Raw genomic sequence first — 26,370 nt, forward strand, 5'->3', positions numbered from 1 at the left:
TTGATTGCCGCCCGCAAACTCGATAAAAACCCGGTTTCTTTTGACTGAAATTTTCACAATATCTCCTAATTTTGGCTCAAAAACTCTAGTAAATTTACGGTATCAAATACGGCAAAAAAGCTTTAATCTCTATCCCAAGATGTTGTTTTCGTTAATTGCTGCTACAGACGAAAACAAACTCACTGCTGTGGGTCAAGCCTTTCAAAACAGGAATATCTAATGAACATAAAATATGGACTGACCGCTATCCTTGGAACATATTTAATATCCACATTTGGAGGAGCGACCGCTATGGCAGCCACAATAGGAGGCACAATCAGGGTTGACGTAAGTGGGGGCGACTTCGCGGGGGTCTACACAGGTGACTTTGCCTACGACGACACATACCTGACCAAAGCCGGCTCAGAATCCATGAGCATCAATGGTCGTGGAAGCCGAACTCGACCGGGACTGCTATCTTTTAACTTTAGATTTCTCGACTTTGTAACAGGATTAACTCCTGTTACCTATACGGTCAATGATGTAGACAACTTCCCAAACGCTCCAGTTTTGCTTTTCGAGAATGGAATTCCCACTCAATTTGCCTTACAAGTTTTTTCTGAATCTGGAAATGACGCATTTGGGTTCTTAGATCCCAAGGCATTTTTTTTCGCCTTGCAGAATGGAACTAATGGAGGTGATGGGATTGTGACCTTAAAAATTACTGAACCTACTACTGAACCTACTCCTGTACCAGAGAACTCTTCTCCCTTCGCCTCATTGTTGGCTTTCTTGGGCTTGGGTGGGGTTCACCTGTGGAGAAAGTCGAGAAAGCGTTAGTCAACAGAAACAAATAATCTTTAACAACCTAACTTGAGAGGAATTTCCCATGACAGTAATCGATACTCCGTTTTTGGTGACAGGTGGCGAAACTAAGAACCCACCTAGCAATGCTTTTAGTCCAAGTCAGCGTCAAATAAATATTCGCGCGCCCTTCTCCGTTCCCTCTGCCGAGCAATGGAGTGGACAAAAAGTATGGCTGCTACTTCCGGGTTTCACAAATCCCGCCGATTATTACGATCCAAATCTGGCGGCAGCCATCAGGGATGCCAACCCAAACGATACGGTTTTAGCCCTTGACTGGACTCAAGTGAGCGGAACCAAGTTTTTCAATATTGGGCCATTAGGGATAGCCGCTGGAGACCTTTACAGATCGGGTTCGTGGATTACCCCAGTGGCAAACGCAGTCCGAGACAAACTTGTTGAGTGGGGAATGCCAGCCGCAGCACTCAATATTGTTGGTAATAGTCTCGGCGCTCACTTAGCCAGCGATCTTGCTGCCAGTTTTACTAGCTACGGAAGTCAAGTAAGTTCGGTGACAGCCCTTGACCCAGCATCAAATAAAGCCAGAGGTGTCAGTCCATACGATACAGATAATGGCTACGATACTGACCTATCAAATGGATACTTAGAAAACGGAGGAACTCCAGACCCAATCAAACGCTTAGACCTTGGTGGTGCTGCGGTTTCAAGAAGTTTTAATGGCATCAGTAGTTTAGCAGGAAATGAAGCTCAAGCTGGAACTGCTAAGGAATCTTTCCTGTTTGACTTCGGCACCAATCCGGGTAATATCTCGGCACAAATTGCTCAACACAACGGTGTCGTCACCGCCTACACAAATTTGGTTAAAACTGATGCAGCCGGCCATTCTCGTTTAGCCACAAATATTCTGGGTCTGAGTGACACGCGGGCAGATCATCAATTTCGACCAAATTTCTATAAAGGGGATTTTAATGTCTCTCCTCAAGTGCATGAAGGAGTGATTCCTGTTGATACTGAATATAATCCTTTGTTTCTAGTTGGTGCTAAGCTTGATGGCGGGATAAATGACCGAATCATCTATGGGACTAACAGAAACGACGTATTAACAGGGACTGGGGTTTTTGCCAAATATTACAACAACAACGGCAACCATACTTATTATTTTGGGGATGGGGACGATATTGTCTCTGCTGGCACTGGCAATGATATCATCTCTGGGGGGAATGGAGTTGACGCCCTTGGTGGCGGAGATGGAAATAATCTGATCTTTGGTGAGGCGGGTGGTGATTTTATCACTGCTGGCACTGGGAATGACACCATCTCTAGCGGGCCTGGAAATGACAACATCAATGGCGGAAATGGCAGGAATACCATTCGCGGTGATGAGGGTAATGATTATCTCACTGGTGGAAACGGCATCAATATCTTGTTTGGTGGTTTGGGGAACGACACTCTCGCAGGTGGTACCGGTCAGAACATATTAAGAGGTTCAGAAAACAACAGTTTGTCTAGTGCTGAGGTAGATACTTTAATTGGCAACAGCGGTCAATCTCTTAACACATTTTATATTGGTGATGGTACAAGAAATTGGTACTCAGTCGCTGGTGGAAATGATTACGCCTATATTCAGAGGTTTAATCCAGACAGTGACATAATTTTGGGTGGCGTGAATATTGAGGCGCAAAACCTCATCACTCAAACTTTTCTCTGGGCGGGAAGTGAATTGATTGCAAAGATTGACGGTCTCTGGGCTTCGCAAATGCAGTTCCCTGTAAGGATATTTTAGGCTTGACCTTTCTCCGGTATTGCAGAGGTAGCTGCGAGCAGTCAATCTTTAGAACTTGGCAACACTACACTACGATCGATTTTGAGGTTTGTAGTTGCGCTAAAGGAAAACCATAAACTTTCAGTGCACGCATTCCGACTAAAGAAACCGGGTTTTTTGCTAAATTTGTGGGCTACAGCGCGTCTTTTCGTGAAAAAAATCGGTTTCTGGGCCTCATCCGTAAGTCCTAATTTTTTTAAAGTTCGTACATCGATCGCCAGTCTAACCAATAACTTTTGTAAAAAAACTGCCCTACACTTCGAGAAATATCCATTTGGCACCTGCATGACAGCCAAAAAGATTATGCTAGAATCCATCAATACGCAGTCGTAGGTTGGGCACGGGCCGAGAAGAGCAATCTTCTTGCAGTCTAGGGGAGGTTGTAGGTCAGCCACCATTTGGGTCTTCCCAGTTGAAAGCCACCCTGCAACATGAGCCTGGAATCTGCAACCGCAGCCGAGTGCGGCAGATAGGTTGGGAGTGTCGCGCTAGAATAAGCAGTACGAGTTAACACTCGAACACAAACGCTCGTTGTGCGAGCGTGACCTCGAAACGGGCACATAGCAGCAGGTGATGGGAATAAATCATGTTTGAACGCTTCACAGAAAAAGCAATAAAAGTAATCATGTTGGCCCAGGAAGAAGCTCGCCGCCTGGGTCACAACTTCGTAGGGACAGAACAGATCCTCCTGGGTCTGATCGGAGAAGGAACCGGGGTTGCAGCGAAAGTCCTCAAATCAATGGGCGTCAACCTGAAAGACGCGCGCATTGAAGTGGAAAAAATCATCGGGCGCGGTTCCGGCTTCGTAGCAGTCGAAATTCCGTTCACTCCCCGCGCCAAGCGGGTTCTAGAACTATCCCTAGAAGAAGCTCGCCAACTCGGACACAATTATATAGGTACTGAACACCTGCTGCTGGGCCTGATCCGCGAAGGTGAAGGAGTAGCGGCCAGAGTCTTAGAAAACCTGGGAGTAGACTTATCGAAAGTCCGCACCCAAGTGATTCGGATGCTGGGAGAAACCGCAGAAGTCGCAGCCACTGGTGGCGGTGCCCGCACCAAAACCCCAACCCTCGATGAATTCGGTGCCAACCTGACTCAAATGGCGGTCGATGGCAAACTAGACCCAGTAGTCGGACGCCAAAAAGAAATCGAACGGGTAATTCAAATCCTCGGTCGCCGCACCAAAAATAACCCGGTGCTCATCGGCGAACCCGGAGTTGGTAAAACCGCGATCGCCGAAGGTCTGGCCCAGCGCATCGCTAACAACGATATCCCAGACATTCTCGAAGACAAGCGCGTCGTCACCCTCGACATCGGTTTGCTCGTCGCCGGGACGAAATACCGGGGCGAATTTGAAGAACGCCTCAAAAAAATCATGGACGAAATCCGCACGGCGGGTAACGTGATTTTGGTGATTGACGAAGTGCATACTTTGATTGGTGCTGGTGCTGCTGAAGGGGCGATCGACGCTGCGAACATTCTCAAGCCGGCTTTGGCAAGAGGCGAACTCCAGTGTATCGGCGCTACAACTTTAGACGAGTACCGCAAACACATCGAACGCGACGCAGCCCTAGAACGGCGCTTCCAGCCCGTGATGGTCGGCGAACCGACCGTTGACGAGACGATCGAGATTCTCTTCGGTCTGCGGGAACGCTACGAACAGCACCACAAGCTGAAAATCTTGGATACAGCCCTGGAAGCCGCAGCCAAACTATCTCATCGTTACATCTCCGATCGCTTCCTACCAGACAAAGCAATTGACTTGGTAGACGAAGCTGGTTCCAGAGTTCGCCTGATCAACTCCCAACTGCCCCCCGCAGCCAAAGAACTTGACAAAGAACTCCGCCAAGTCCTCAAAGATAAAGACGAAGCGGTGCGTTCTCAAGACTTTGACAAAGCCGGCGAATTGCGCGATCGAGAAATGACGATCAAAGCCGAAATTCGCGCTATTTCCCAAGCCAAAAAAACCGACTCGGCCCGCACCGGCGAAACCGACCCATCGCCAGTAGTCACCGAAGAAGACATTGCTCAAATCGTGGCAAGCTGGACGGGCGTACCGGTCAACAAACTGACCGAATCCGAATCCGAAAAGCTTCTGCACATGGAAGATACCTTGCACCAGCGCTTGATCGGTCAGGAAGAAGCAGTCAAAGCCGTTTCCCGCGCCATCCGTCGCGCTCGCGTTGGCTTGAAAAATCCCAATCGCCCGATCGCCAGTTTCATCTTCTCTGGCCCCACCGGCGTCGGCAAAACCGAACTCACCAAAGCCCTAGCCGGCTACTTCTTCGGTTCCGAAGACGCCATGATTCGGTTGGATATGTCCGAGTACATGGAACGTCACACCGTCTCCAAACTCATCGGTTCTCCTCCGGGCTACGTCGGCTACAACGAAGGCGGCCAACTCACAGAAGCAGTCCGCCGCCGTCCTTACACCGTCGTGCTGTTCGACGAAATCGAAAAAGCCCACCCCGATGTCTTCAATATGCTCCTGCAAATATTGGAAGACGGCCGTTTAACTGATGCCAAAGGTCGCACCGTAGACTTCAAAAACACGCTGCTGATTATGACCTCAAACATCGGTTCTAAGGTGATTGAAAAAGGTGGCGGCGGCCTCGGTTTCGAGTTCAGCGACAACCAAGCCGATGCTAATTACAACCGCATTCGTTCTTTGGTTAACGAAGAACTCAAAAACTACTTCCGCCCCGAATTCCTCAACCGACTCGACGAAATTATCGTCTTCCGCCAGTTGAACAGGGAAGAAGTCAAGGAAATCGCGGTCATCATGCTCAAAGAAGTGTTCAGCCGTTTGACAGAACAGGGCATCACCCTGGAAGTGACCGAAAAATTCAAAGAACGGCTGGTAGAAGAAGGCTACAACCCCAGCTACGGAGCCCGACCCCTGCGCCGCGCCATCATGCGCTTGCTGGAAGACAGTTTGGCTGAGGAAATCCTTTCTGGCCGCATCAAAGACGGTGACACCGCTGTTGTGGATGTGGGCGAGGACGGAATTGTTAAGGTGCTGCAAGGTCAAAAGCGGGAATTGCTGCCCCAAGGCGCTGAGTAAGTTTGAGTTGTGTGCGATATCGAGTTAAGTTGGGAAATAACCAATCTCGCGATCGCAAACAACTCAAAATCCTCACATAAAAAAGGTAGAGAATCTTAGTTCTCTGCCTTTTTTATGAGTTAATATCAACAGAATGTACGCTTACTTTTCTAAGTATCTTCGTCTCAAAAAATAGGAGACCGATCGACTCGGTTTCTGTAGGGCGGTGCCCCCGTGTTCGCCCTTCCGGGTTTCTGAATACCCCAACAAAGTTTTACGTTTAATTAGAGCGAGCTACTTCAATCGCAATTAGATAATTAGCAAGAACTATATAGTGGAGAAATAAATGACATCTGAAAAAAAGAATTTGGGTACAGAAGTAGCAGAAAATCCGCCTGCTGAAAGCTGGTGGCAGAAAGCGTGGAAGTCGCAGCGAGAAAATCTTCAGATAGTGATTATTGCTTTGAGTTTAGCAATAGTGATTCGAGCCTTGGTCGCCGAACCGCGCTACATACCCTCAGATTCTATGGTACCCACTCTGCACGTGGGCGATCGCGTCGTCGTCGAAAAAATCTCCTACTACCTCGAACCTCCAAAAACTGGGGACATCGTAGTATTTGCCCCGCCCGAAAAGTTGCAAGAACAAGGCTTTACTCAAGACCAAGCATTCATCAAGCGGGTAATTGGCTTACCGGGTCAAACCGTCGCCGTTAAAAAAGGTTTAGTTTATCTCAACGACAAACCCCTGGTCGAAAAATATATTGCCGAACCTCCTAAATACCAGTGGGGGCCTTATCGCGTTCCAGAAAATGAATACTTTGTGATGGGAGACAACCGCAACAACAGCAACGACTCCAGCAGGTGGGGATTTTTACCTAAGCAGAATATCATCGGCCGCGCTGTAGTCCGGTTTTGGCCTCTAGAACGAATCGGGGAAGTTTGAAGTCAGTTGACAGTTGACAGTTGACAGTTGACTGTTGACTGTTGTCATCGCAAGCCCGATGTCCGATGCCCGATGCCTCTCCTGTACGGAAATTTCTACTTATTCTTGTACCTTGAGGGGTAGGGACTTCCTCCGGCAACTGATAAAATAGTAGAAAAAGCAGCGGGATTTCTCGCTTAGATCAAAATTAGTAGAATATTAAAAAATTAGGAAAGCTATGGGATTTTTTGATTCAGAAATTGTTCAGCAAGAAGCCAAACTGTTGTTTGAAGACTATCAATCTCTCATCAAACTAGGTGGCAATTACGGCAAATTCGATCGCGAAGGCAAGAAAATGTTCATCGCTCAGATGGAATCGATGATGGAGCGCTACCGTATTTTTATGAAGCGCTTTGAGCTGTCTGAGGACTTCATGGCTCAGATGACTGTAGAGCAGTTAAAAACACAGCTCAATCAATTTGGGATCACGCCCCAGCAGATGTTTGAGCAAATGAACTCAACGCTGGAGCGGATGAAATCTGAGCTGGAAAAACAATCTTAAGATCGGAGAAAGAAGGAAGGCACAACACAGATTTTGACACGGATACACGGATTAATTATCGAGTGTGAGCCAGAAGCCAGAAGTCAATCGATTTTAGATTTTAGATTTTAGATTTTAGATTGAAGCATTGACCCCACCGATAAATTCGGGGGCTTGTTTATCTGATACAGGTTTTTTATTTCTGGGTCCTGAGTCTGCTTTCGGAATGAATCCGGGGGCTTGTATCCTGGATTCTTTCGGTCAGAGGAGAAATAATGGGTAATTTTGACACTCCCCACGGCCCAAGCCTGGGGATTCTCCAAGCTAAACTTGGAAGGGACAGGCAAAAGTCCCCCTAGACGCTCAAAACAATACCCGTATCAAAGATATTGCAATTGCGCTTACTTTTAGAGTTTTTCTTACTTTCAGAGTCCATCGCTATGCCAGATAGGTACGCTCCTCACCCTGCCATTATTCGCCCTTTAAGTATTCCGCATCAAAGGCGGATGTCTCCGTTGCCGGGATTTCTCCGCACTAGGATGATTCTTCGCGTAGATGGTTATTCTTACTTGCTGTTTGAATTATATCAAAAACTGAAGGCGGTTGAAACCGCTACCGACTTATCCCCGTGTCTAAAGCCAGGGGCTTGCGTCTCGTTCTTCGGTCAACTGCCAACTGTCAATTGTCAACTGTCAAACACCAACTGCTAACAGTCAACTGACAACTGACAACTGACAACTGACAACTGACAACTGACTGATAATTAAGGCCGCTCAAAAGATGAAGCAGGTTTGAAACTTTCTGCGGGAACTCCCTGCAAAGCTTGGCTCATAAAATCGCGCCAAACAGGGGCGACAATCCCACCGCCAGTAGCACCGTAGCTCATCGGTCTATAATTGTCGTTGCCCATCCAAACAGCCACCGACAACTGTGGCACGTAACCCACAAACCAGATATCCCGTTCTGAGGAAGTTGTACCAGTTTTCCCAGCAGCCGGCCGGCCAAGTTGAGCCGCCCTTGCCGTTCCGCTGGTAATTACTCCTTGCAGGGCGCTGTTGACAGATGCCGCGGCCCAGGAATTGAGAACTAATTTGGGTTTGGGCGTATTGTCGAGCAAGACGTTGCCGCTGCTGTCAGTGACTTGCACGATAAATGTGGTGTCAGAATGCCAGCCGTTGTTGGCGAAGGTAGCAAAAGATCCGGCCATTTCTAAAGGAGTGAGGTCAACTGCACCCAAGGGCAAAGAAATCACCGGTTCCATCGGACTTCTGATTCCGAGCACGCGGCAAATCTCAATCACTTTATTCAATCCGACTTCTTGGCCAAGCTTGACGGCGGGAATGTTCAGAGAGACTTCCAATGCTCTGCGGATGCTGACTGCACCGGAGAAGCCGCCACCGTAGTTTTGAGGGTAGTAGTAGCCGTCGCCGTCGCGGTAGCCGACAGGGGAGTCGTAGACAACTGAATCGGGGGCGTATTTGCCACTAGCAAAGGCAGCGTAGTAGATAAAAGGTTTAAAAGCTGATCCGGGCTGGCGACGTGCTTGAATGGCGCGGTTGAACTGACTCTTTTCGTAATCGACGCCGCCAACCATTGCTTTGACGAAGTGGGTGCGGGGATCGACGGCGGCTAGGGCAATTTGACCTTCCTGGCGATCGTAAAACAGGCCCTGGTAGTAAAGCCGATTGTGCCACGCTTTGACGGTTTCTTCGGCTATGCGCTGCATTTTGAGGTCGATCGTGGTTTGAACGCGCATTCCTCCCTTAACCACGGCATCTCGCCCAAAACGCCTTGTCAGTTCCTGGACTACGGCTTGTGTTACGTAAGGAACTTGAGAGCCGCCAAAAGAGGTAATTTTGCCTAGCTTAATTTTTTCCTTGCGGGCAGCAGTCTCTTGGGCCGGCGTAATCCATTTAAGATCCTTCATGCGGTTTAAAACGAGGGCTTGCCGCTCTTTTGCCAATTTGTAATTGACGAAAGGACTGTATTCTTCGGGGGCAGAAATTAAGCCGGCCAGCATCGCTGCTTCTGAAAGAGTCAAATTACTTGCTGATTTGTTGAAATAGCTTCGAGAGGCTGTCTCTACGCCGTACAAGTTGTGACCTAAGTAGATTTGATTCAGGTATAGTTGCAGAATTTGGTCTTTGTTGAGAATTTGCTCCAAGCGGATAGACATTACCGCTTCAGCTACCTTGCGACTAAATTTTGACTGGGGAGAGAGAAACAGGTTTTTGACTAGCTGCATAGTCATAGTCGAGCCGCCTTCAACGGTTCTACCTTTCTCTAGGTTGACCATCAGAGCTCGGGCTATCCCGCCGGGGTTGATGCCTTTGTGGGTGAAGAAGTTGCTATCTTCGATCGCCAGAACAGCTCGTTTCAGGTTCGGGGAGATTTGGTCAAGGGGTACGACATCCCGGTTGGCTTCGTCGTGGATACTGGCTAGCGGCTTGCCGTTGATGTCGTAAATGTGGGTAGTTTCTGTGGGAGAGTAGGTTTGCAAGATCCGAACATCTGGCAAATTGCGGAAGCTGATCGCTAAGCCAACCAGTCCACCAGCGACTACGGAACTGGCAAGCATTGTCATGCTGAGTATGGTTCCGGCTGTCACTTTACTGACTGACTGAACAAACTCGAATACGGGGGCTGAGTTTTCCGTGTTATTGCGGACTGCGTTGGTTGACACGTGGATTTCACTTCCTCACTCGATTTGGGGTTTAAGACTTTTAATTTTAGATGCGAACCTTAGAGACTGTCAGCTAATGAAAGCCGGTCAGCTTTGGGATTATAGTAGCTTGGTAGTTATGTTTTTATGCGTCAACCAGTGAGTGTAACTAATTCTGCTGCACTTTGGCAAAATATGATGGACGATCGCTCCCCGATGATAACTCCTAACCTTTCAGCGCTTTACCGCGGCGTCAGCGAGATTTTTCCAGATCGACCTGATTCTAGCAACCCTGACGAAAATTTAGCCCAACTGCTGGCAAAAGTCGATCGACCGTTGCGAGTCAAACTGGGAATTGACGCCACAGGGGCGGACATTCACTTGGGACACAGCATTTGCTTCCGCAAGCTGCGGGCTTTTCAGGATGCCGGTCACACAGCGGTACTGGTCATCGGAGATTTTACCGCAAGAATTGGCGATCCGACAGGAAAGTCCGAGATGCGTAGCCAGTTGACGGCCGAACAAGTGGCGGAAAATGCCAAGACTTATTTAGACCAAGTGCGTCCGATTCTAGATTTTGACACCCCCGGACGTTTGGAAATTCGCTATAACTCGGAGTGGTTGTCAAAATTGGACATGGCGAAGATTTTGGAACTGCTAGGCACGATGACGGTGCAGCAGATGCTCGCTAAAGAGGGATTTGATAACAGGATGCAGCAGGAAAATGCGATTTTCCTGCACGAGTTTCTGTATCCACTAATGCAGGGTTACGATTCGGTGGCTTTGGAAGCTGATGTTGAGTTGGGGGGAAGTGACCAAAAGTTTAATATTGCGGTGGGGAGAGATTTGCAGCGCCATTTTGGGATGAAACCGCAGTTTGGTTTGCTGATGCCGATTTTAATCGGGACTGACGGGGTGCAAAAGATGTCGAAGTCTTTGAATAATTATGTGGGTTTGTCGGAAGACCCGCTGACGATGTATTCTAAGTTGGAGAAAATTGCTGATAGTTCGATCGCCCAATATTTTGAACTATTGACAGATTTGCCACTTGATGAATTGCCCGAAAATCCGCGAGAAAAACAGAAACTTTTGGCTTTGGATGTGGTGCGCCAGTATCGGGGGAAGGAAGCGGCGGAACGCGCACAACATGATGCAATTGCGCTGGTTAAAGGTGCTGCGGGACAAGCTGATGCTGTGGCGGAGTTTTCTTTGGCAAGTGTGCAGTTTCCGGCTAAGTTGTTTTATATTCTCAGTGCTAGCGGGCTTTGTAAAAGCAGCGGTGATGCGCGGAAGTTGATGCAGGGGGGCGGGGTGAAGTTGGAGGGCGATCGGGTTTCTGATGTTAACCTTACTTTTGAATCACCGGCTGATTTATGCGGTAAGGTTTTGCAGGTTGGGAAGAATAAGTTTGTGCGATTGGTGTCTTGAATAGACATCTCAAATAATTATTGTGGAACAGGCATCTTGCCTGTTCAAAACAGGCAATTATTGCGATGACTAATCTATTTTTTTAACCGCAGATGAATACTGAAGATGAACGCTGATGAACGCTGATAATCGAATTATTGTTGCTTTGGATGTTTCGAGTCAAGAAGAGGCGATCGCACTTCTGGACAAACTGCCTGATGTATCTTTCTGGAAAGTGGGTTTGGAACTGTTTGTGAGTTCCGGGCCGGGGATTTTGGAAATTTTAAAACAGCGGGAAAAGCGGATTTTTCTCGATTTGAAGTTTCACGATATCCCGAATACTGTGGCTGGTGCTTGTCGGGCGGCTGCTAAGTATAATGTGGATTTATTGACGATCCATTCTACTTGTGGTAAAGATGCTTTGAAAGCGGCACAGTTGGCTTTGACTGAAGGGGCGGCGGCTGTGGATAAACCGAGTCCTAAGTTGATTGCAATTACCCTGTTAACGAGTTTGAATTCGCGACAGTTGGCTTTTGAGTTGAAAATACCTTTGGAGTTGCCGGAATTTGCTTTGCACATGGCATTGTTGGCTAAGGAAACTGGTTTAGCTGGTGCTGTTTGTTCTCCGCAAGAAGTGGAACAGTTAAGAATGAGTTGCGGGGATGATTTTGTGTTAGTTTGTCCCGGTGTGCGTCCGAAATGGGCCGATGGAGGCGATCAAAAAAGAGCGATGACTCCGAAGGCTGCTTTGAAAGCTGGTGCGGATTATCTGGTGATTGGGCGCCCGATTACTGCTGCGGACGATCCGGCGGCGGCTTTTGCGCGTATTTGTGAAGAGTTGGAGTAACAATAGGAATGTTGTTTTTAACTCACATCTTGCACCATTCTCGCTTAACAGGCAAGATGCCTGTTCCACAAGAAAATTCACTCTTTGTGGAACAGGCATCTTGCTTGTTCATAAAAGGCTTATTGAGAATGGTGCAACATCTCAGTTTTAACCGCCGATAAACGCCGATGAACGTCAATGGAATTTTATCTGCGTTCATCTGTGTTTATCTGCTGATATTTGCGGTTGCAACTCCGACTTTGGCAGTTAATTTTGTGACCAATGATACTAACAGTATAAATGCCAGTCGGTATGAGTTGTTAGTGCGATCGCCCTGTCCCGCTGATTTAGAAACTTTGGTCGATCGCCTGTTGCAAGATTTGCCGAGTTATGCTAATCGCGTAATTGTGCGATCGCACTTTTCTCCTAACACTAATACACCGCCCGGTTACGCGCTGCCGCAAATAATTTTAGCCGGCCGCCCGGAGTTTGAACCGCTACCTTTAAATTTTGAAGATGCGCTTCCTGACAATGCTAGTCAAGTTTTCATTACTACTTTGGAACGGCAGTATCGCGGGGGAAAACCAGTCGAAATTGAGCAATATCATTGGTTATTTTTCACTAAAACCGAGAACGGGTGGGAATTAGTAAAAATCGTTTCTAGGTTTGGTACTGCGGCGGATATTCGTCCGTTGTTGCGGCCAGAGGGGGAGAAAAGCGAAATTGCTGAGGCGATTCGTTTGTGGCTGCGAGATTGTCAGGCAAAGCCATAACTTTCGCTGGTTCCGATGATTTTTTTTACACTTAAAAATAGCCTCTTGACAGCACGTCATCTTCGTCTAGTTCATCTTTACCAATCATCCCTTCAATCTCATTTAAAAATCTCATAAAAACTTCCGGTGCAAAGGGGTTGTTATCGAGATGGTTGACAAAATAATCTTTATTTTTCTTTCTTCCCTCTACCGTACTAAAAGCACTTCTTATATTAGACGATAAGCGTTTTGCTTTTCTCAAAATTAGTATCTCATCAATAGCTGTGAGTGATGAGCTAATCGGCGACATATCAAGCCACTCACATAGCAAGAAATACTTGGCTCCTGGTACACTCAATTTTACATCCAGGGCAGTTGCTGCGCCCTCTTGAAACATGGTTTTATCAAGATTTGTTTTACACTCAGCCGCAACATAAGCAATATTTGCCTCGCGGGAGGTAGCCTCCTTAAAATCTTGGTTATGAGAGGCTTTTAGAAATATTTTTCTACTAATCGCAAAATCTTGATCCTTGGCTCGAATACTCATCCCACCGCCTTTTGGACTGAGTTTTAAACTTGACTCAAATCGTAGTGATGAAAAACACTGTGTTGGGCCAAAGGATAATTCTTTGTCCTTTAATGAATCTGCAAAGACGGTTGTAACTAAGATAGGTATAAATTCTTCAATAATTGAGTTGTCAAGTTTTAATTGCCCTTTTTGACGGTACAAAAAATCATTGTCACTGTCAAAAATTAGTTCAACGTCAATGTATCGCTTATAGGAGGTTAGATGGGATACCATCTCTGGAACAACTTTCAGATCATCCCCCCTGATGTTTTTAAGCGTTTCCAACCATTTTTTGTAGTATTCGATTGCTTGATTAACACGCCGTTTATCTGTAGGAGGTAATTTCACGTTATCAAGTAATGCTGCTAGTTTGTCCCCATGTGGTTGAGCTAAATTAAACATAATTTTCTTCTTTTGGGTTGAGTATTTCAATGGTTTTTCGTGAACGCTGCAGATCGAAATAAGGTGAGGGCTGTACTGTGGCAACCTTATCGATAGCATCCTTGATTTCATCTTTTACTTGTTCATTCGCTACGGAATAAGCAGATATTAAAGCTTCTATAGAAAGAGTTCTGGCTTGATCTATGGCAAAATAATACTGTAAGTCTTCTCTTTTTGTAAAGTGTAGTATATCTTCTTTGATAATTTTTCCATAGCGATTTACAAAACTTCTTTCTTGACGGATATCTAAGCTAATCCCCAATACTTGACGAGCAACTTCTGCAACTAACTCCCCGTTTAAAAAAGGCGTTCCTCTAATATTTGATTTTTTACCTACTACAAATATTAGTCTACTGTTAGGGCTGCATATTCTTAACAATTCTTGCAAAGTATAGGCGATGTCTAAGCAATATTGAATGACAGTTAGAAATCTATTACTTCTATGCTTGCGATTAGAACCAAACTCGGATTTTGCCACCTCTAAAATTTTCCAGTTTAGTGCTTCAGTAGAACCGCGATACTGCTGATGATAGTTAAATACATTGATATAAGGGGGGGAGGTAATCACAAGATTGACGCTGGAGTTTTGTAAGGGAACGTTTCTTGCATCGGCATTGTAGGCATTTATCGGCTTTTTACTATAGGGTAGTTTAAGGACAAAAGTAGCGATATTTTCCGCAATTGTAAAAACTCTTAATTGGGTAAGTTTTTTGTTTTCTAAGTCTAGCAATATCACTAATGCTTCATGTAGAATATTAAGGAACTTTTCTTCATCATCAACGGCTACGTCTACAATTTTATCTATTAAATCATTGGGTGTAAGTTCTTTTTGTATAGTTTGGAATAGTGGCATTCTCTCCCATATCTCTGTTTTTAGTTGAGTGAGAAAACAATTGATACATTTTTCACGCTTTCTTGGTGAGATAGTGATGAATTTATAAGTGTTAGCTAGGATTAAAGCTGCTGGATTGATTTCTGTTCCGCAGGCTTCCAGTCCGAATCTTCCTGCCTCATATAAAACTGTTCCACTACCTAAAAATGGGTCGAAAATCACACTATTTTTATTGGCATATTTATCAATCAAAGTTTCGACGAACTGGGGGGAAAATTGCCCTTTCCAAGGAAGTGGATTAGTACGTTGTTTATCTTCAATGTCTAATAGTTCTTGAGGAATTTCTTGTCTATTGATAGGAGTTTCACTAAAAATACTAGAGACAACCATAATTCGGATTTTTACTACGGGGCGTGAATTTATGAATGGAAAGCGGGAACTTGTTTTGTAGATGGCAGGTAAAAATCAGAGATTGTTGGTGAAACCAGCCCCCTACAAATTACACATGAAAATTAATTATAATTTTTCGGTGGGTGGGGGCGGGTTTTAAGATTGTGGGTAAAAATCCGAGATTGTGCCTCAAACCAGCCTACCAATCAACAAGAAAAATTGATTAGAATTGCTCTTTGAATTCATCCAGTTTAGCCTTGATAGCCTGCATATCTTGCCACATAAACCATTTCGGAGTTTCCGGTTCACGGGAGGGGTTTCGCAACAAGTACGACGGGTGAAAAATTGGCATACACAAACGATTTTCCCATTTAATCCATTGACCTCTGATTTTACTAATGGGGCGCTTGTCGCTTAGCAAACCTTTGAGGGCTGTTGCACCGGTTAATAAAATAATTTTGGGGTCTAAGATGCGAATTTGTTCGAGCAAGTAAGGTTTGCAAGCTTCGATTTCTTTTGCTGTTGGAGGGCGGTTGTTGGGAGGGCGACATTTGATGACGTTGGCAATGAATACGTCGGTTTCTGCACTCAATCCCACGGATTCTAAAATCTTATCTAACAGTTTGCCCGATCGCCCGACGAAGGGCAATCCGGTTTCGTCTTCGTTTTGTCCGGGTGCTTCTCCCACAATCAAAATTGAGGCTTGAGGATTGCCGCGCCCGATGACGGCGTGAGTGCGGCTGTTGCCCAATTCGCATCGGTAGCAGCGGTTGCAGTGCTCGCCGATTTGTTCCATATTTTGATAAGTGCCGGGAGGAATGGGAATTTTGGCATTTGCTGGTATTGAGTCTGTTTGGAAAGTGGCACTTTGATTGTTGTCAAAAAGGCTGAGTTGCAAGTCGCTGGACATACATTTTACAATTAGGGAGATTTTTTTGAGTCTAGAGTTTATAGTTTAGATCGGGTTGTGTGATTTGAGATTGGCTAGATGCTTGTATGCGATGCTGTCGATCGCACAATCTCCAATTAACACTGGCACAATCTCCAATTTTTTGGTTGAGCTCGTACAGGCAAAAATATGTTCTCTAACCCGTTTTTTGACGATCGCGCCGATGCAGGCGAAAAACTGGCCGAGGCAGTTGTGGACGAGTTCGGCAAGTTGAGTTTAATGACACAGAAGGCGGTGAAACCGATTGTTTACGCCTTGCCGCGCGGGGGTTTGCCCGTTGCTGTGCCGATTGCGCGGCGCTTGGGCTGTCCTTTGGATGTGGTTGTCGCGAAGAAAATTACTCGCCCAGATAATTTAGAATTGGCGATCGGGGCTGCAACTGCTGATGGTCACGTCCTCTGGGAAAAGCAAAAGCAGCACAATTTACGCTTGCAAAAATCAGCATTGCCCCTGGCCCAAAATAATGCTCAATCTCTGCTGGCAGATTTGTCTCCGGGACGCCCCAATATCAGCGCGGCGGGGGCTTTGGCGATTTTGGTAGATGACGGCATTGCTACGGGGATGACGATGGCTGTGGCGGCTAAGGCTTTGGAGTCGCAGCAACCGCTGGCTTTGTGGATTTGCGCGCCTGTGGCCCCGGCAGATTTGATGGGATTTTTGGCCCAGATGGGCGATAAGTTGATCGTTCTGGAGACTCCTCACCCTTTTTACAGTGTTAGTCGCTTTTATGGGCAATTTCCGCAGGTGGAGACGGCGGAGGCTTTAAGGTGTTTGCAGCAACAAACTGAATGGCGATCGTAGGTTAAGCTAGAAGGCTAAATCTAAAAGCTCGATCGCTAAAACATGAGACCTTGGCAATATTGGTTGGACACTTTGATTCTGTCTACTCAGCACAATCCGCCTCGCTTTGTTGAGTTGGTGATGTTGACTTTGGCGATGATTTTGCTCGCGCTGTGGAGTGTAACATTGCAGTGGCAGTATTTAACCCTGTCTCTGAGTTATATAATTGGTTCGTCTTTTTCAATTTTGGTGCGGGAATACCTCGGCCCGCGGCCTCAATTTCAGCTAACTCACCTGACAGCTTTGCTGTTATTAATTATCAGTTTTTATAGTTTTGCTGAACTGATTAGGTAGTTGATGTTTTTTTTGACGAACCGCGAAGACGGGAAGAACCACAGGCGGGACGCCTGTTCCACAAAGGCAGAGAAGAGGATAGAAGAGAAGATCGAGAGTTCACAAATCATTAGCCCTCATCCTACATTCTCATGGGATTGATGTAAAATTATGCGGTTGCCTGCAGGATCGAAGGCATAAATTTCTAGACCGTGAGAAGCTTTGATAATTTCTCCTGCGGGCGGATATCCTAAAGCCCAAATTCGGGCGATCGCATTTTCGATATCGCTGACTTCCAAACACAGACTCATGCCTGTTTTGGCTCGATTTGCAAATTCTGATTTGTGGGAATCTTTTGGTTTGAATATGCCGAGTCTTAAGCCGGGGAGTTGAAATTCAGCATAAGTATTGGGAATGTAAGGGTTTGGTTCTATGTCGAGAAATTTTGTGTAAAATTTAACGAGAACTTCTTTATCAAGGTCTGCTAAAGTCACTAGGGCGGCGCTGTATAGGAAACTCATATAAATTGGTAATTATTTAGTTGACAGTTGACAGTTGACAGTTGACAGTTGACCGCGGGGCGACCTCTACCTGGAAGGAAGAGGATTGCAGTAATGAATAGTTGGATTTTAATTTATCCCACTTATGCTTGGGGCTTTAAACCCATTATTTAGGGTAAGGGGGAATTGTTAACATTATAAGTTTCTACATATTTAAAGTCCTCCTATTCGTCCAACTATTTGGATTTTACCTTGTCGATCGCTTTTGAGAATCACAGCTTCGCCGCTTTGCGGAAAAATATCAGTAATCGCGGTAATATTTACTTGATGAGTTACCATAATAACCGCGCCTTTAGTGTTGCGGTTGTCAACAATTAATTTGCGAATTGTCGCTGTTTGTCTGGCTTCTGTGCTGCTGTCCCTAAAGAACGAGTTCAGCGCTGGGAAGGGTTCGACTTTGCCTAAATTTATCAGTTTTGCTGTTTCCAAACACCTACACCACTGACTCGATAAAACTCTGGCAACTTTGATGTTGCGGTTGCGAAATTCGGCTCCAATTTGCTTGGCTTGAGTTCTTCCTTGTGCCGATAAATTGCGCTGGGTGGAACAGTCACCCAACTTAAAGTTAGCAGGATCTCCCGTACCTGGAGCGATCGCGTGTCGCATTGCTACCACCAACCCTGTCTCATCCCGCTGCAACAATTGCCACCCTGCTTGAGTTTGGGCGTTGGTTGCTGCGTCCGAATTTGCAGTTGCAATCATTAAGCCGATCGACAATACTAAAGCTAGCGACCGGAAAAACCATTTCCAGTTAAGGTAAATCCGTGCAGCCATTGTTGCAGAAGTTAGGAATTAACTTATCATATTATAATACAACAAATATTGCTCTATGGAACTCACCAATTTTATTGCTCTGTCTGTCATTATTGCCCTTGTGCTGGGGATTGGGTTTGGAACAATGACTTGGGCTTACTTCGGCAAGGGCAGCATTTCTGTACTCTTTAAAGAACCAATTTTAACTTACCCAGAATTTCCAGATACCGACAGCGGCAGTAAAGCTTCCGTTTATTTTCAACAAGGAATTGAGGCGTATCAGTCAGGAAAGTACCGCAAAGCAAAAGATAAATTTACCAGCGCTGTAGAACAAGTTTCAACTTTGGCAGAAGCTTACCACAATCGTGCCTTGGCTTGTGCGAATTTGCGATCGGATGAGGAGGCTGTTGCAGATTTGATCCGTGCCAGCGAATTATACCAACAGCAGGAAGCTGGATTTGCGATCGACACGATTAAACAAAATCTGGCAGCCTTGAAGCAGCGCAAATTAGAACGAGAAAAACAAAAAGCAGTAGCGAGATAAATTATTATGTTCAACCAGTAGGACTCAACTCACACCTAGATTTGAGGTCTGAAAAACCCGGTTTCTTGAGTGTGGTTGGGAGAAACCGGGTTTGTTTACATAATTTTTATTAAAGTTGAAAATCAAGATTTAACCTTCTCCTTCTCAACTAAATTGTTCTGGCATCTTCTATTTGGTCGATTTTAGCAATCATCATTTCTCGGCTAGGTGCCACAACTCGATAATTAGTAATGGGATCGTAAGCTTCCCATTCTTGAGTCACTTCGCTGTCTTGCCACAAAAACCATTCCCGGTAAATTTCGCCGTCATCTATGTCGCCGCACAAGGGAAGCCAATCATCTCCTCCCAAGCTTTCAAAATCTCCTCCTACTAAGTCAATCCAAGCAGTAAGGATACAAGAGTCAATAGCCTTATTATTAACAGTGACTGCGTTAGAGTGAAGAGAAGTTTCGGGAAAACAAAGTGTGGATTTCATAAGCTGTACCTGAATGTTATGTTATTAATTTATAAAAAAATCCTCTACGTCAGTGACAGCAGAATGCCGCTATCCTAACCTCCACAGTTCCCCCCTCGACAAACCGTGACACCCAAAGCGCTCAAATGCCTCTGCTGTAAGACTTGAGACCGCTTTGAGTCAAGTCGCTACAGAGGCTAAATTGAGCCACTTTGCTAACTGGCATAGAAGAAAGCCCGATCGACCAAATATTTCTGGCGAAGGCTCTCGCGCATTGAGGAGCGAAGACAGCGCGACTGCCAATTGTATACTGGGTAAGTTGGCGAGTTTCCGTACAGTTTTTGTGATAAAATTAGCAGGAACCGAACTTTCGTGCCGACAGCCTGGTTTGGTCAAAAGCTTTGCAACGAGCTTTCCAACGGTGGTGCGATCGCCAGTTTTGATTTATTGTTAATTTTGCGAAGTCCCGATCGACTGTTAGGGAAAAAAATTATGCAAGCAACCAACCCAGAAGGAATTATCAATCTGACAATCCACTATACCAACGGCAAACAGCAACACTTCCAGTTCATTGCGCCAGAGGGAACAGTAGGAGAGCAAGCAACTTTAGGGACTCGCCTGCATAAAATGTTGACAGCAGACCCGGTAATTCTCGAATTGGCAGATAAACTGGTAGTTATCCCAGTTCACAACATACAAAGTATTGAAATATCGCCGGTTCCTCCCAAATTGCCAGAGGGTGTCCTTTACCCAATGCGAGAAATCAAGAAATAGCTAAGCTGTTCTGCATCTAAATTAAACTGCAAAGGCGGGCTGAAACCCATGTCATGCCGAGTTTGAATAAGCATAAATGTGTACCCATTAAAGGCGCAAGAAGTTATTACAAATACAAATAACGATAAACATAAAAAAAATGTTGCTGGTTGTGAAACCAGTTACGAAAAAAAATGCAACAGTAGACAAGCTCCCAACCCTTATATTGTCACTCATGCCCAATCTAAAATCTAAAATCTAAAATCTAAAATAGTATGACGATATATGTGGCATGAGTGAGGGGAATAATTGCCGATTTCGCAGACTTTAACTTACCGAAAAAAATGCTAGAACTCCACTGTCACACAACTTATTCCGATGGCACTCTCACTCCTGCCGAACTCGTAGCCGCCGCCGCTTCATCGGGGGTTCGCGCCTTGGCTGTCACGGATCACGATACGATGTCGGGTTGGGATGAAGCCTTCGCCGCTGCTGCTTTGCACGGTATTGAAATAGTCCCCGGACTAGAACTCAGCACCGTTCACAACGGCCGTTCCCTGCACATTTTAGGTTTTTATCCTGATGCAAATAAGTTGCGCGTTCCTTTGAACGATCGCCTGGAAGGAAGGTTTCGCCGATCGCAGGAAATGGTAGAAAAATTAGCAGCAATGGGATACGCGATCGAACTGCCCAAAACATCCCCAGGAATGGCACCCGGAAGGCCTCACATTGCCTCTGCACTTGTAAAAGCCGGTCACGCCAAATCATCGCGGGAAGCATTCGATCGCTGGCTGGGAGATGACGGCCCGGCTTATGTTCATTACGAGAAATTCTCAATCGTCGAAGGGATTGATTTACTGAAAAGTTGTGGCGCAGTACCAGTTTGGGCTCACCCTTATTTATTTCGCGGCGGCGCTGTTGAAGAAGTCTTAAAAGAATTAGTAGATGCTGGTTTAATGGGAGTTGAAGTATACCATCCCAGCCACAGTTCTAGCCAAATCCAAAAGTTGAAAGATTTGTGTCTTCATTACGGTTTGCTGGCAACTGGTGGCAGCGATTATCACGGCCCCGATCCGGAAAGGAAAGCAGCAGATAGCACCCAATTGAATATGCTGCATTTGCCGTTAGAATTGCTGGAACCGATTAAAGTTGCTGCGGCGAGTTTGAAATAGTTTTTTATGACGCATTTTGCGGATGTATACAGTTGTCAAAAAAAATCCTTGGCTTTTTGAGTGACGAGTTTGCCGGAAGTAAATCATCAGAAGAACACCGAGGTCAAGCAGAATATAAATTAATATGAAGTTAAAGGCAATTGCAGGCGAGTTGATTTTACAATGTTACTAAAGCAACTTGCCAAACGGAGCTTATCATGACTACAGAAGACAGAGCGAAGGCGATCGGCAAAAATTTAGAAGGCAAAGCTCAGGAAATTTTCGGTAATATTACGGGCAACAGAAAAGACCAGGTTGAAGGCAAAGCCAAACAAGCCGAAGCGGCTGCCCGCCACGCAGCCGAAGATGCAAAAAATGCGGTTAAAAATCTGGCAGAGCAAGCCAAAAGGTCGATCGACAAATTGTAGAAACTGCGTTATACCAATTCCGGGCGAAGAGTATTTGCTTCATATCAAATCCTTTGCTATCAAGGATTTGATATGATTTATTTTTGGCAGGTGCAAAAAAATGGGTGACTCCTGCGATATCTCCTCAAAAGCGCACTGGAGAAGTCCCTATTAGACCTCTTGCAAAAGATTTTTATGATATAATGAAAATGTTTGCTTTAGTTGATTGAATCCCAACTCCTCACTGCTTTTGGCTCGGAGCATTACCAAGATTTTAATTTGACTAAAAAATAAAATTAATTTTCATGCCGAAACAAATAGCTTACAAGATAGTGGCTATCAAGGGATAAAGGATGAGCGCACCAATAGTTATCTCCCTAAAAATCAACCTAAAAAGGGGAAACTGTATCTTTGAGAAAAAGACTACAATAGAGTTTTAGCACAGGAGCGAATAGGGAATTGAACAGGTTAATCGAAGTCTCAAATTTTTTAAAATATTGTCGAGTCGTTATGGTCTGCTTTGTAATTTGTTGTCAGCAATTTACAATTATGAGTTGGCTCTAGGGGATTCAATTTAACACCTGTGATGATAACATATATCTTTTTTTCAAGAGGTATATTATTCCAGATCGATAACCAATTACCAAGGAATTCATAATTATGTCTGCTGTTAGCTTAATTCAGGCCAATTCCTACGATCGCCAAATTTTACAAACATCTTTAGAAAGTTTGCTCGCACCCTTGGGCGGAATCTCGGCTTTTGTCAAATCGGGCGATCGGGTTTTACTCAAACCCAATCTCCTCACCGGTTCTCGCCCTACAAAAGAATGTGTCACCCGCCCAGAATTGGTTTACTGCGTCGCTAAAATGGTCATTGAGGCGGGAGGAAAACCCTTTTTAGGCGATAGTCCGGCTTTTGGTAGCGCGATGGGTGTGGCAAAAGCTAATGGTTATTTGCCTCTGTTGGAAGAACTGAATTTGCCAGTTGTTGAGTTTCAAGGAAAACGCTACGAAACAGTCAGCAAAGATTTCAATCATCTGCGAATTTGCAAAGAAGCAATGGAAGCGGATGTAGTGATTAATTTGCCCAAACTCAAATCTCACGTTCAATTAACGGTGACAATGGGCGTGAAAAATTTGTTCGGCTGCGTTCCCGGCAAAATGAAGGCTTGGTGGCACATGGAAGCTGGCAAAGATAGCGCCAGATTCGGTGAAATGCTCGTAGAAACTGCTCGGGCAATTAACCCAAATTTGACGATTTTGGATGGAATTATCGGTCACGAAGGTAACGGGCCAAGTGGCGGCGAACCTAAGTTTTTGGGAATTTTGGCCGCCTCTGATGATGTGTTTGCTTTGGACAGAACTTTAGTGGAAATTATTAATGCTGATCCGGAGGCGGTTCCCACTGTAGCTGCGGCGATGAGATTGGGGCTTTGCTCGAATTTAGAGGATCTTGATTTTCCGCTTTTGCAGCCGGAAAATCTCAAGGTTTTAGATTGGAAGTTGCCCGAAAGCATGATGGCGATCGACTTTGGTATGCCCCGCGTGGTGAAGTCGGCTTTCAAGCACCTTTATATCCGGTTTATAAAAGAAAAGTTCAGCATCAAAGCTTCGCATTAGCGAAGACAGAAGGGGTAAAATTTTTTTTTATTCCTTCTACTTCGCCAGGGGAATTGTCAAAAAATATTATTATATTACAAGATATATATTTATGTAAAGTTTATAATAAATTTGTTATAAATCTATGGTTTCATTACGTAGACCTGCTTAAACCGCATAATGTAACACCATGTAAACAGGTTTAAGTCAGCCATTAGAGAGCATTTAGAGACTTTGCCCTCGTTTACCTAGGGGCGTTTTTTCCCATCGACTTACTTAAAGCATTGAGATCGCCGTATTCGCAACTCGCGCTCATTCTTGCTAGTTAGATGATTTTACTTAAGTATAAATACTTAGAACAGCCCTTGCTTTAACCAAATTCACCCTAAAATTGCACTTTTCTTTATAATTGACCGCTAAACTATAAAGATTTAGTAAAGCTCGGAAAAGATTATTGACACTTATACGTAGATCGCAGATGATTGCTACATATCAAACAGACCTCCCATTAAATAATAAAGGTCTAATCCAGTTGCTGAATCAATCTTAAGTATTAGATATCTCCGAAACCGAGTCTGAAATGCTTCTCGTATCAGGGGGCGAAATTAAAATTCGGTAAATGTCTGTTATATTGATAAACAGCCCTTGCCAAGAACAGCAAAGATTCACTACCGCATCAACCGTAAAAACTTACAATCAGGGAGTCCCTAACCTATGCTTACTAACAACAATCTGACTATCGTACAGCCACTCAAAGTAAAGCTTTTGCCAAACGGTGAAGTTTTACTCACCCGCAAATTGATTGAAGCAGTTGGTGAGTTAGCCGAGTATTGGTCGGGCTCTATTACGGTGATGATGGAAGAAACGAAAAAAGACAACGACCAGATAGATTCAAAAATATTCAAACTTGATGAATTGCCATTCAAACTGGAAATAATTTCTTTTGACAAAATCACCCCAGCTTTACTACATCAGCATCAGAGTTCGCTGGTATTGGCAGCCCCGGAATACAGACAGAACCATATCAGTAAAGTGTGTAAAATAGCGGGAGTACCGTGTATTTACGTTTCCGAATACAGTCTGAAAACTCGCAAACAGATCGTGAATGTGAGTACGAGCAATCCCTTGCTCCGTTTGCGGAGAATTATTTGGACTTACATTCAGGAATATAAGCAGCGCAAGGCAATCGCAATGGCAGATGGATTGCAGTGCAACGGCACCCCTACTTACCAAGAATACAAGCATATCAATCGCAATCCACAGTTTTTCTTTGACACGCGGATTAGCGAGGATATGTTAGCAACAGAAGCTGATATTGAACGGCGCACTGAAAACCGCTCTCCAGATATGCCTCTGCGGCTAGTATTCTCAGGTCGCCTAATTAAGATGAAAGGAGCAGATCATTTACTTGAGGTCGCTAAAGAACTCAAACAACTGAAGGTGAAATTTGAAATGTTCATCAGTGGTATTGGTGAATTAGAAGAGATGATGCACCAGCAAATAGCGGCCAATCAACTTAATGATTGTGTAAAAATGCTTGGAGTGCCTGACTTTAAAACAGATTTCTTCCCCTTTGTGAAGAACAATATTGATTTGTTTGTTTGCTGTCACCGGCAGGGCGATCCTTCTTGTACTTACATAGAAACTATGGCTGCTGGCGTGCCGATTGTTGGCTATGCTAACGAAGCATTCGAGGGAATTGCAGAAATGTCGGAGACGGGATGGGTTGTGCCAATGAATCAGCCTAAACAGATGGCGAAGAAAATTGCAGAACTCAGCCACAACCGGGAAGAAATTAAATCGATGTCGTTCAAGTCCCTCAAGTTTGCTCAACAGCACACATTTGAGAAGACTTTTCAAGCTCGCGTAAAACATATGCACGCTATTGCCTACTCAACGCGGCCTAATCCAGTCACCGAAAGTCAAGTATGTGATGCTCCCGATATGGTTTTGGCGTACAGTCAACTGCCTTAAGAATCCTTCTGCCTATGATTGAGACAGGTTTCATTAAGGTAGCCACGGAAATCGGAGGTTGTGTAAAGGCAATGGTTGATGTGAGCGATCGTCATTAGATTTAGATGTTTTTTTCAAACTTAATAGCATCCAAATCGACTGGGCGATCGCACTTGTTCCATAGGTGATCAAGTCTTCTTTAGTGGGTTACATTTTCTTGGCAACTATCAGATCCCACAGCAACTATAAACAATGGAGCGACCAACTCATTTTCCTTTCCACCGGAACTGGCAAAACTAACAGGGGTTTTAAGTAGGTAGGCGGGATTAAACCGAATACTGTAACAGTATGTAAATAGGCTTAAGTTAGCCAGTAGAGATCATTTAGACATTTTACATCGTTTACATAGTGGCGTTTTAAAGCGCCGACTTATAAGCTGTTGCGGCCTTTAAATTGTATGTCAAAAAAAAATCAAAGTCTTGTGGGATGGGCGTCCTGCCCGCCCTGAATATACAATTTAAATGCGCGACAGCTTACCAATTTCCTAAAGTCCTGCTACAGAGATATCCTATCAAATAAATTTCCCTCCCCTCAAAGAAGCAATAACTTCCAACGTCAACTTATTTAACTATTTTTGCTCCGCTGCTCTCAACTCTTCTATTTGGTCAAATCTCAACCATTTCAATTGTTTTTTTACGTAGCCCGACAGTCTTTCTATGGGGTTTACTTCCGGACTGTATGGGGGTTGAAACAGCAGGGTAAGCTCATCTAATTTGGGATAAATTGTACTTGACTTTAAGGGCAAGATATAAAGGATCATCCTGTCAAGAGTGGTTCTTTTGAACTCATTTGAGATACAGCATATTCCATGTAGATGTGGTACACACAAGAAGAGCGATCGCCTGCTGTTTGGTGCGGATACACCCGTCAATCTGTAAGTTTTATCGACCTTTTAAATAGAACTTGCAGATTGATGGGTGTATCGGCACCTTATTTACTACAAGATAGTGTGTACTACATATACATGGAATATGCTGTATAAACACCCAGGGTAAACGCATCTTAACTGGAACCCAAAATATGCTACAGTTAAATCCGACTAAATTTCAATGTAGTTTGTTGTA

Annotated in this window: 26 protein-coding genes; 18 read left to right on the forward strand and 8 right to left on the reverse strand. The window is 44.8% G+C overall.

Translation table 11 applies throughout. The features are described 5' to 3' along the window. Positions 1-291: 291 nt before the first annotated feature. The 6 genes from QUB26_RS09765 (at position 292) to QUB26_RS09790 (ending at position 7,842) form a co-directional block, all read left to right on the forward strand. Entirely contained in the window at positions 292-819 is a 528-nt protein-coding gene (locus QUB26_RS09765) for a hypothetical protein (RefSeq protein WP_333237840.1), read from the forward strand. 49 nt (positions 820-868) lie between these two features. Then, on the forward strand, positions 869-2,587 hold the full coding sequence (locus tag QUB26_RS09770; RefSeq protein ID WP_333317719.1) for a hypothetical protein: 1,719 nt from the start codon (positions 869-871) through the stop codon (positions 2,585-2,587). Positions 2,588-3,212: 625 nt separating this feature from the next. Continuing rightward, the gene (locus tag QUB26_RS09775; RefSeq protein ID WP_333317721.1) at positions 3,213-5,690 is read left to right on the forward strand and encodes an ATP-dependent Clp protease ATP-binding subunit; all 2,478 of its coding nucleotides are present in this window, start codon (positions 3,213-3,215) and stop codon (positions 5,688-5,690) included. Positions 5,691-6,015: 325 nt separating this feature from the next. Then, entirely contained in the window at positions 6,016-6,612 is a 597-nt protein-coding gene (gene lepB / locus QUB26_RS09780) for a signal peptidase I (RefSeq protein WP_333317723.1), read from the forward strand. A 217-nt stretch (positions 6,613-6,829) separates the two neighbouring features. Beyond that, complete coding sequence (locus tag QUB26_RS09785) at positions 6,830-7,153, forward strand: DUF1825 family protein (RefSeq protein WP_006632589.1); 324 nt, start codon at positions 6,830-6,832, stop codon at positions 7,151-7,153. Between the two features lie 419 nt (positions 7,154-7,572). Then, positions 7,573-7,842 (forward strand): hypothetical protein, encoded by a 270-nt coding sequence (locus QUB26_RS09790; protein ID WP_333317725.1) that lies wholly within the window; start codon positions 7,573-7,575, stop codon positions 7,840-7,842. 53 nt (positions 7,843-7,895) lie between these two features. On the opposite strand, the gene QUB26_RS09795 is transcribed toward QUB26_RS09790, so the two are convergent. Beyond that, positions 7,896-9,815: a penicillin-binding protein 1A gene (locus QUB26_RS09795; RefSeq protein ID WP_333317727.1), complete on the reverse strand. Its 1,920-nt coding sequence runs from the start codon at positions 9,813-9,815 to the stop codon at positions 7,896-7,898. Between the two features lie 174 nt (positions 9,816-9,989). Here QUB26_RS09795 and tyrS point away from each other — a divergent pair, with 174 nt between their 5' ends. The 3 genes from tyrS (at position 9,990) to QUB26_RS09810 (ending at position 12,800) form a co-directional block, all read left to right on the forward strand. After that, entirely contained in the window at positions 9,990-11,222 is a 1,233-nt protein-coding gene (gene tyrS, locus QUB26_RS09800) for a tyrosine--tRNA ligase (protein ID WP_333317742.1), read from the forward strand. Between the two features lie 115 nt (positions 11,223-11,337). Continuing rightward, on the forward strand, positions 11,338-12,048 hold the full coding sequence (gene pyrF / locus QUB26_RS09805) for an orotidine-5'-phosphate decarboxylase (protein ID WP_333317729.1): 711 nt from the start codon (positions 11,338-11,340) through the stop codon (positions 12,046-12,048). A gap of 167 nt (positions 12,049-12,215) precedes the next feature. Continuing rightward, positions 12,216-12,800 carry a hypothetical protein gene (locus tag QUB26_RS09810; RefSeq protein WP_333317731.1) on the forward strand — a complete coding sequence of 195 codons (585 nt, stop codon included), beginning with the start codon at positions 12,216-12,218 and terminating at the stop codon, positions 12,798-12,800. 31 nt (positions 12,801-12,831) lie between these two features. Here the strand turns inward: QUB26_RS09810 and QUB26_RS09815 are convergent, their stop codons facing one another. The 3 genes from QUB26_RS09815 to QUB26_RS09825 form a co-directional block, all read right to left on the reverse strand. Then, on the reverse strand, positions 12,832-13,749 hold the full coding sequence (locus tag QUB26_RS09815) for a Bpu10I family restriction endonuclease (RefSeq protein ID WP_333317733.1): 918 nt from the start codon (positions 13,747-13,749) through the stop codon (positions 12,832-12,834). Further along, positions 13,742-15,010, reverse strand: a complete 1,269-nt coding sequence (locus tag QUB26_RS09820; protein ID WP_333237859.1) for a DNA methyltransferase — start codon at positions 15,008-15,010, stop codon at positions 13,742-13,744. Before QUB26_RS09820 ends, QUB26_RS09815 begins: the two co-directional genes overlap by 8 nt. 223 nt (positions 15,011-15,233) lie before the next feature. After that, positions 15,234-15,920: a uracil-DNA glycosylase gene (locus QUB26_RS09825; RefSeq protein WP_333317736.1), complete on the reverse strand. Its 687-nt coding sequence runs from the start codon at positions 15,918-15,920 to the stop codon at positions 15,234-15,236. 168 nt (positions 15,921-16,088) lie between these two features. Here QUB26_RS09825 and QUB26_RS09830 point away from each other — a divergent pair, with 168 nt between their 5' ends. After that, positions 16,089-16,760, forward strand: a complete 672-nt coding sequence (locus QUB26_RS09830; RefSeq protein WP_333062723.1) for a phosphoribosyltransferase family protein — start codon at positions 16,089-16,091, stop codon at positions 16,758-16,760. Positions 16,761-16,802: 42 nt separating this feature from the next. Then, a complete protein-coding gene (locus tag QUB26_RS09835) occupies positions 16,803-17,093 on the forward strand; it encodes a hypothetical protein (protein WP_333237865.1) in 291 nt (96 codons plus the stop codon). Between the two features lie 116 nt (positions 17,094-17,209). Here QUB26_RS09835 and QUB26_RS09840 read toward each other — a convergent pair whose 3' ends face one another. Beyond that, positions 17,210-17,593, reverse strand: a complete 384-nt coding sequence (locus QUB26_RS09840; protein ID WP_333237867.1) for a VOC family protein — start codon at positions 17,591-17,593, stop codon at positions 17,210-17,212. A gap of 192 nt (positions 17,594-17,785) precedes the next feature. Beyond that, the gene (locus QUB26_RS09845) at positions 17,786-18,406 is read right to left on the reverse strand and encodes a histidine phosphatase family protein (protein ID WP_333317738.1); all 621 of its coding nucleotides are present in this window, start codon (positions 18,404-18,406) and stop codon (positions 17,786-17,788) included. A 55-nt stretch (positions 18,407-18,461) separates the two neighbouring features. Here QUB26_RS09845 and QUB26_RS09850 point away from each other — a divergent pair, with 55 nt between their 5' ends. Continuing rightward, positions 18,462-18,929, forward strand: a complete 468-nt coding sequence (locus tag QUB26_RS09850) for a hypothetical protein (protein ID WP_333237872.1) — start codon at positions 18,462-18,464, stop codon at positions 18,927-18,929. A 148-nt stretch (positions 18,930-19,077) separates the two neighbouring features. Here QUB26_RS09850 and QUB26_RS09855 read toward each other — a convergent pair whose 3' ends face one another. After that, positions 19,078-19,404 carry a hypothetical protein gene (locus QUB26_RS09855; RefSeq protein ID WP_333237874.1) on the reverse strand — a complete coding sequence of 109 codons (327 nt, stop codon included), beginning with the start codon at positions 19,402-19,404 and terminating at the stop codon, positions 19,078-19,080. Between the two features lie 351 nt (positions 19,405-19,755). Between QUB26_RS09855 and QUB26_RS09860 the strand changes: the two genes are divergently transcribed. From QUB26_RS09860 to QUB26_RS09885, 5 genes are all read left to right on the forward strand, one after another. Further along, the gene (locus QUB26_RS09860) at positions 19,756-20,157 is read left to right on the forward strand and encodes a hypothetical protein (protein WP_333237876.1); all 402 of its coding nucleotides are present in this window, start codon (positions 19,756-19,758) and stop codon (positions 20,155-20,157) included. A gap of 323 nt (positions 20,158-20,480) precedes the next feature. Next, a complete protein-coding gene (locus QUB26_RS09865) occupies positions 20,481-21,308 on the forward strand; it encodes a PHP domain-containing protein (protein WP_039886987.1) in 828 nt (275 codons plus the stop codon). 197 nt (positions 21,309-21,505) lie between these two features. Then, positions 21,506-21,715, forward strand: a complete 210-nt coding sequence (locus QUB26_RS09870) for a CsbD family protein (protein ID WP_333237878.1) — start codon at positions 21,506-21,508, stop codon at positions 21,713-21,715. 639 nt (positions 21,716-22,354) lie between these two features. Further along, positions 22,355-23,314 carry a DUF362 domain-containing protein gene (locus QUB26_RS09880; RefSeq protein WP_333237880.1) on the forward strand — a complete coding sequence of 320 codons (960 nt, stop codon included), beginning with the start codon at positions 22,355-22,357 and terminating at the stop codon, positions 23,312-23,314. 693 nt (positions 23,315-24,007) lie between these two features. After that, entirely contained in the window at positions 24,008-25,267 is a 1,260-nt protein-coding gene (locus tag QUB26_RS09885) for a glycosyltransferase (RefSeq protein ID WP_333055928.1), read from the forward strand. Positions 25,268-25,874: 607 nt separating this feature from the next. Here QUB26_RS09885 and QUB26_RS31960 read toward each other — a convergent pair. After that, positions 25,875-26,066: a transposase gene (locus tag QUB26_RS31960; protein WP_445299596.1), complete on the reverse strand. Its 192-nt coding sequence runs from the start codon at positions 26,064-26,066 to the stop codon at positions 25,875-25,877. 54 nt (positions 26,067-26,120) lie between these two features. Here QUB26_RS31960 and QUB26_RS09890 point away from each other — a divergent pair, with 54 nt between their 5' ends. Next, complete coding sequence (locus tag QUB26_RS09890; RefSeq protein WP_333055927.1) at positions 26,121-26,288, forward strand: hypothetical protein; 168 nt, start codon at positions 26,121-26,123, stop codon at positions 26,286-26,288. Positions 26,289-26,370: the final 82 nt, after the last annotated feature.

It is taken from the genome of Microcoleus sp. B4-C1 (assembly GCF_036705285.1).
Lineage (GTDB): Bacteria > Cyanobacteriota > Cyanobacteriia > Cyanobacteriales > Microcoleaceae > Microcoleus.

Coding starts and splice junctions, on each gene's coding strand:
- QUB26_RS09835 (WP_333237865.1), top strand. CDS start 16,803: ATGAGACCTTGGCAATATTGGTTGGACACTTTGATTCTGTCTACTCAG.
- QUB26_RS09810 (WP_333317731.1), top strand. CDS start 12,216: ATGAACGTCAATGGAATTTTATCTGCGTTCATCTGTGTTTATCTGCTG.
- QUB26_RS09880 (WP_333237880.1), top strand. CDS start 22,355: ATGTCTGCTGTTAGCTTAATTCAGGCCAATTCCTACGATCGCCAAATT.
- QUB26_RS09890 (WP_333055927.1), top strand. CDS start 26,121: ATGTGGTACACACAAGAAGAGCGATCGCCTGCTGTTTGGTGCGGATAC.
- QUB26_RS09885 (WP_333055928.1), top strand. CDS start 24,008: ATGCTTACTAACAACAATCTGACTATCGTACAGCCACTCAAAGTAAAG.
- QUB26_RS09820 (WP_333237859.1), bottom strand. CDS start 15,010: ATGGTTGTCTCTAGTATTTTTAGTGAAACTCCTATCAATAGACAAGAA.
- pyrF (WP_333317729.1), top strand. CDS start 11,338: ATGAACGCTGATAATCGAATTATTGTTGCTTTGGATGTTTCGAGTCAA.
- lepB (WP_333317723.1), top strand. CDS start 6,016: ATGACATCTGAAAAAAAGAATTTGGGTACAGAAGTAGCAGAAAATCCG.
- QUB26_RS09840 (WP_333237867.1), bottom strand. CDS start 17,593: ATGAGTTTCCTATACAGCGCCGCCCTAGTGACTTTAGCAGACCTTGAT.
- QUB26_RS31960 (WP_445299596.1), bottom strand. CDS start 26,066: ATGATCCTTTATATCTTGCCCTTAAAGTCAAGTACAATTTATCCCAAA.
- QUB26_RS09825 (WP_333317736.1), bottom strand. CDS start 15,920: ATGTCCAGCGACTTGCAACTCAGCCTTTTTGACAACAATCAAAGTGCC.
- QUB26_RS09790 (WP_333317725.1), top strand. CDS start 7,573: ATGCCAGATAGGTACGCTCCTCACCCTGCCATTATTCGCCCTTTAAGT.
- QUB26_RS09865 (WP_039886987.1), top strand. CDS start 20,481: ATGCTAGAACTCCACTGTCACACAACTTATTCCGATGGCACTCTCACT.
- QUB26_RS09855 (WP_333237874.1), bottom strand. CDS start 19,404: ATGAAATCCACACTTTGTTTTCCCGAAACTTCTCTTCACTCTAACGCA.
- QUB26_RS09775 (WP_333317721.1), top strand. CDS start 3,213: ATGTTTGAACGCTTCACAGAAAAAGCAATAAAAGTAATCATGTTGGCC.
- QUB26_RS09815 (WP_333317733.1), bottom strand. CDS start 13,749: ATGTTTAATTTAGCTCAACCACATGGGGACAAACTAGCAGCATTACTT.
- QUB26_RS09870 (WP_333237878.1), top strand. CDS start 21,506: ATGACTACAGAAGACAGAGCGAAGGCGATCGGCAAAAATTTAGAAGGC.
- QUB26_RS09845 (WP_333317738.1), bottom strand. CDS start 18,406: ATGGCTGCACGGATTTACCTTAACTGGAAATGGTTTTTCCGGTCGCTA.
- QUB26_RS09765 (WP_333237840.1), top strand. CDS start 292: ATGGCAGCCACAATAGGAGGCACAATCAGGGTTGACGTAAGTGGGGGC.
- QUB26_RS09770 (WP_333317719.1), top strand. CDS start 869: ATGACAGTAATCGATACTCCGTTTTTGGTGACAGGTGGCGAAACTAAG.
- QUB26_RS09830 (WP_333062723.1), top strand. CDS start 16,089: ATGTTCTCTAACCCGTTTTTTGACGATCGCGCCGATGCAGGCGAAAAA.
- tyrS (WP_333317742.1), top strand. CDS start 9,990: ATGATGGACGATCGCTCCCCGATGATAACTCCTAACCTTTCAGCGCTT.
- QUB26_RS09785 (WP_006632589.1), top strand. CDS start 6,830: ATGGGATTTTTTGATTCAGAAATTGTTCAGCAAGAAGCCAAACTGTTG.
- QUB26_RS09850 (WP_333237872.1), top strand. CDS start 18,462: ATGGAACTCACCAATTTTATTGCTCTGTCTGTCATTATTGCCCTTGTG.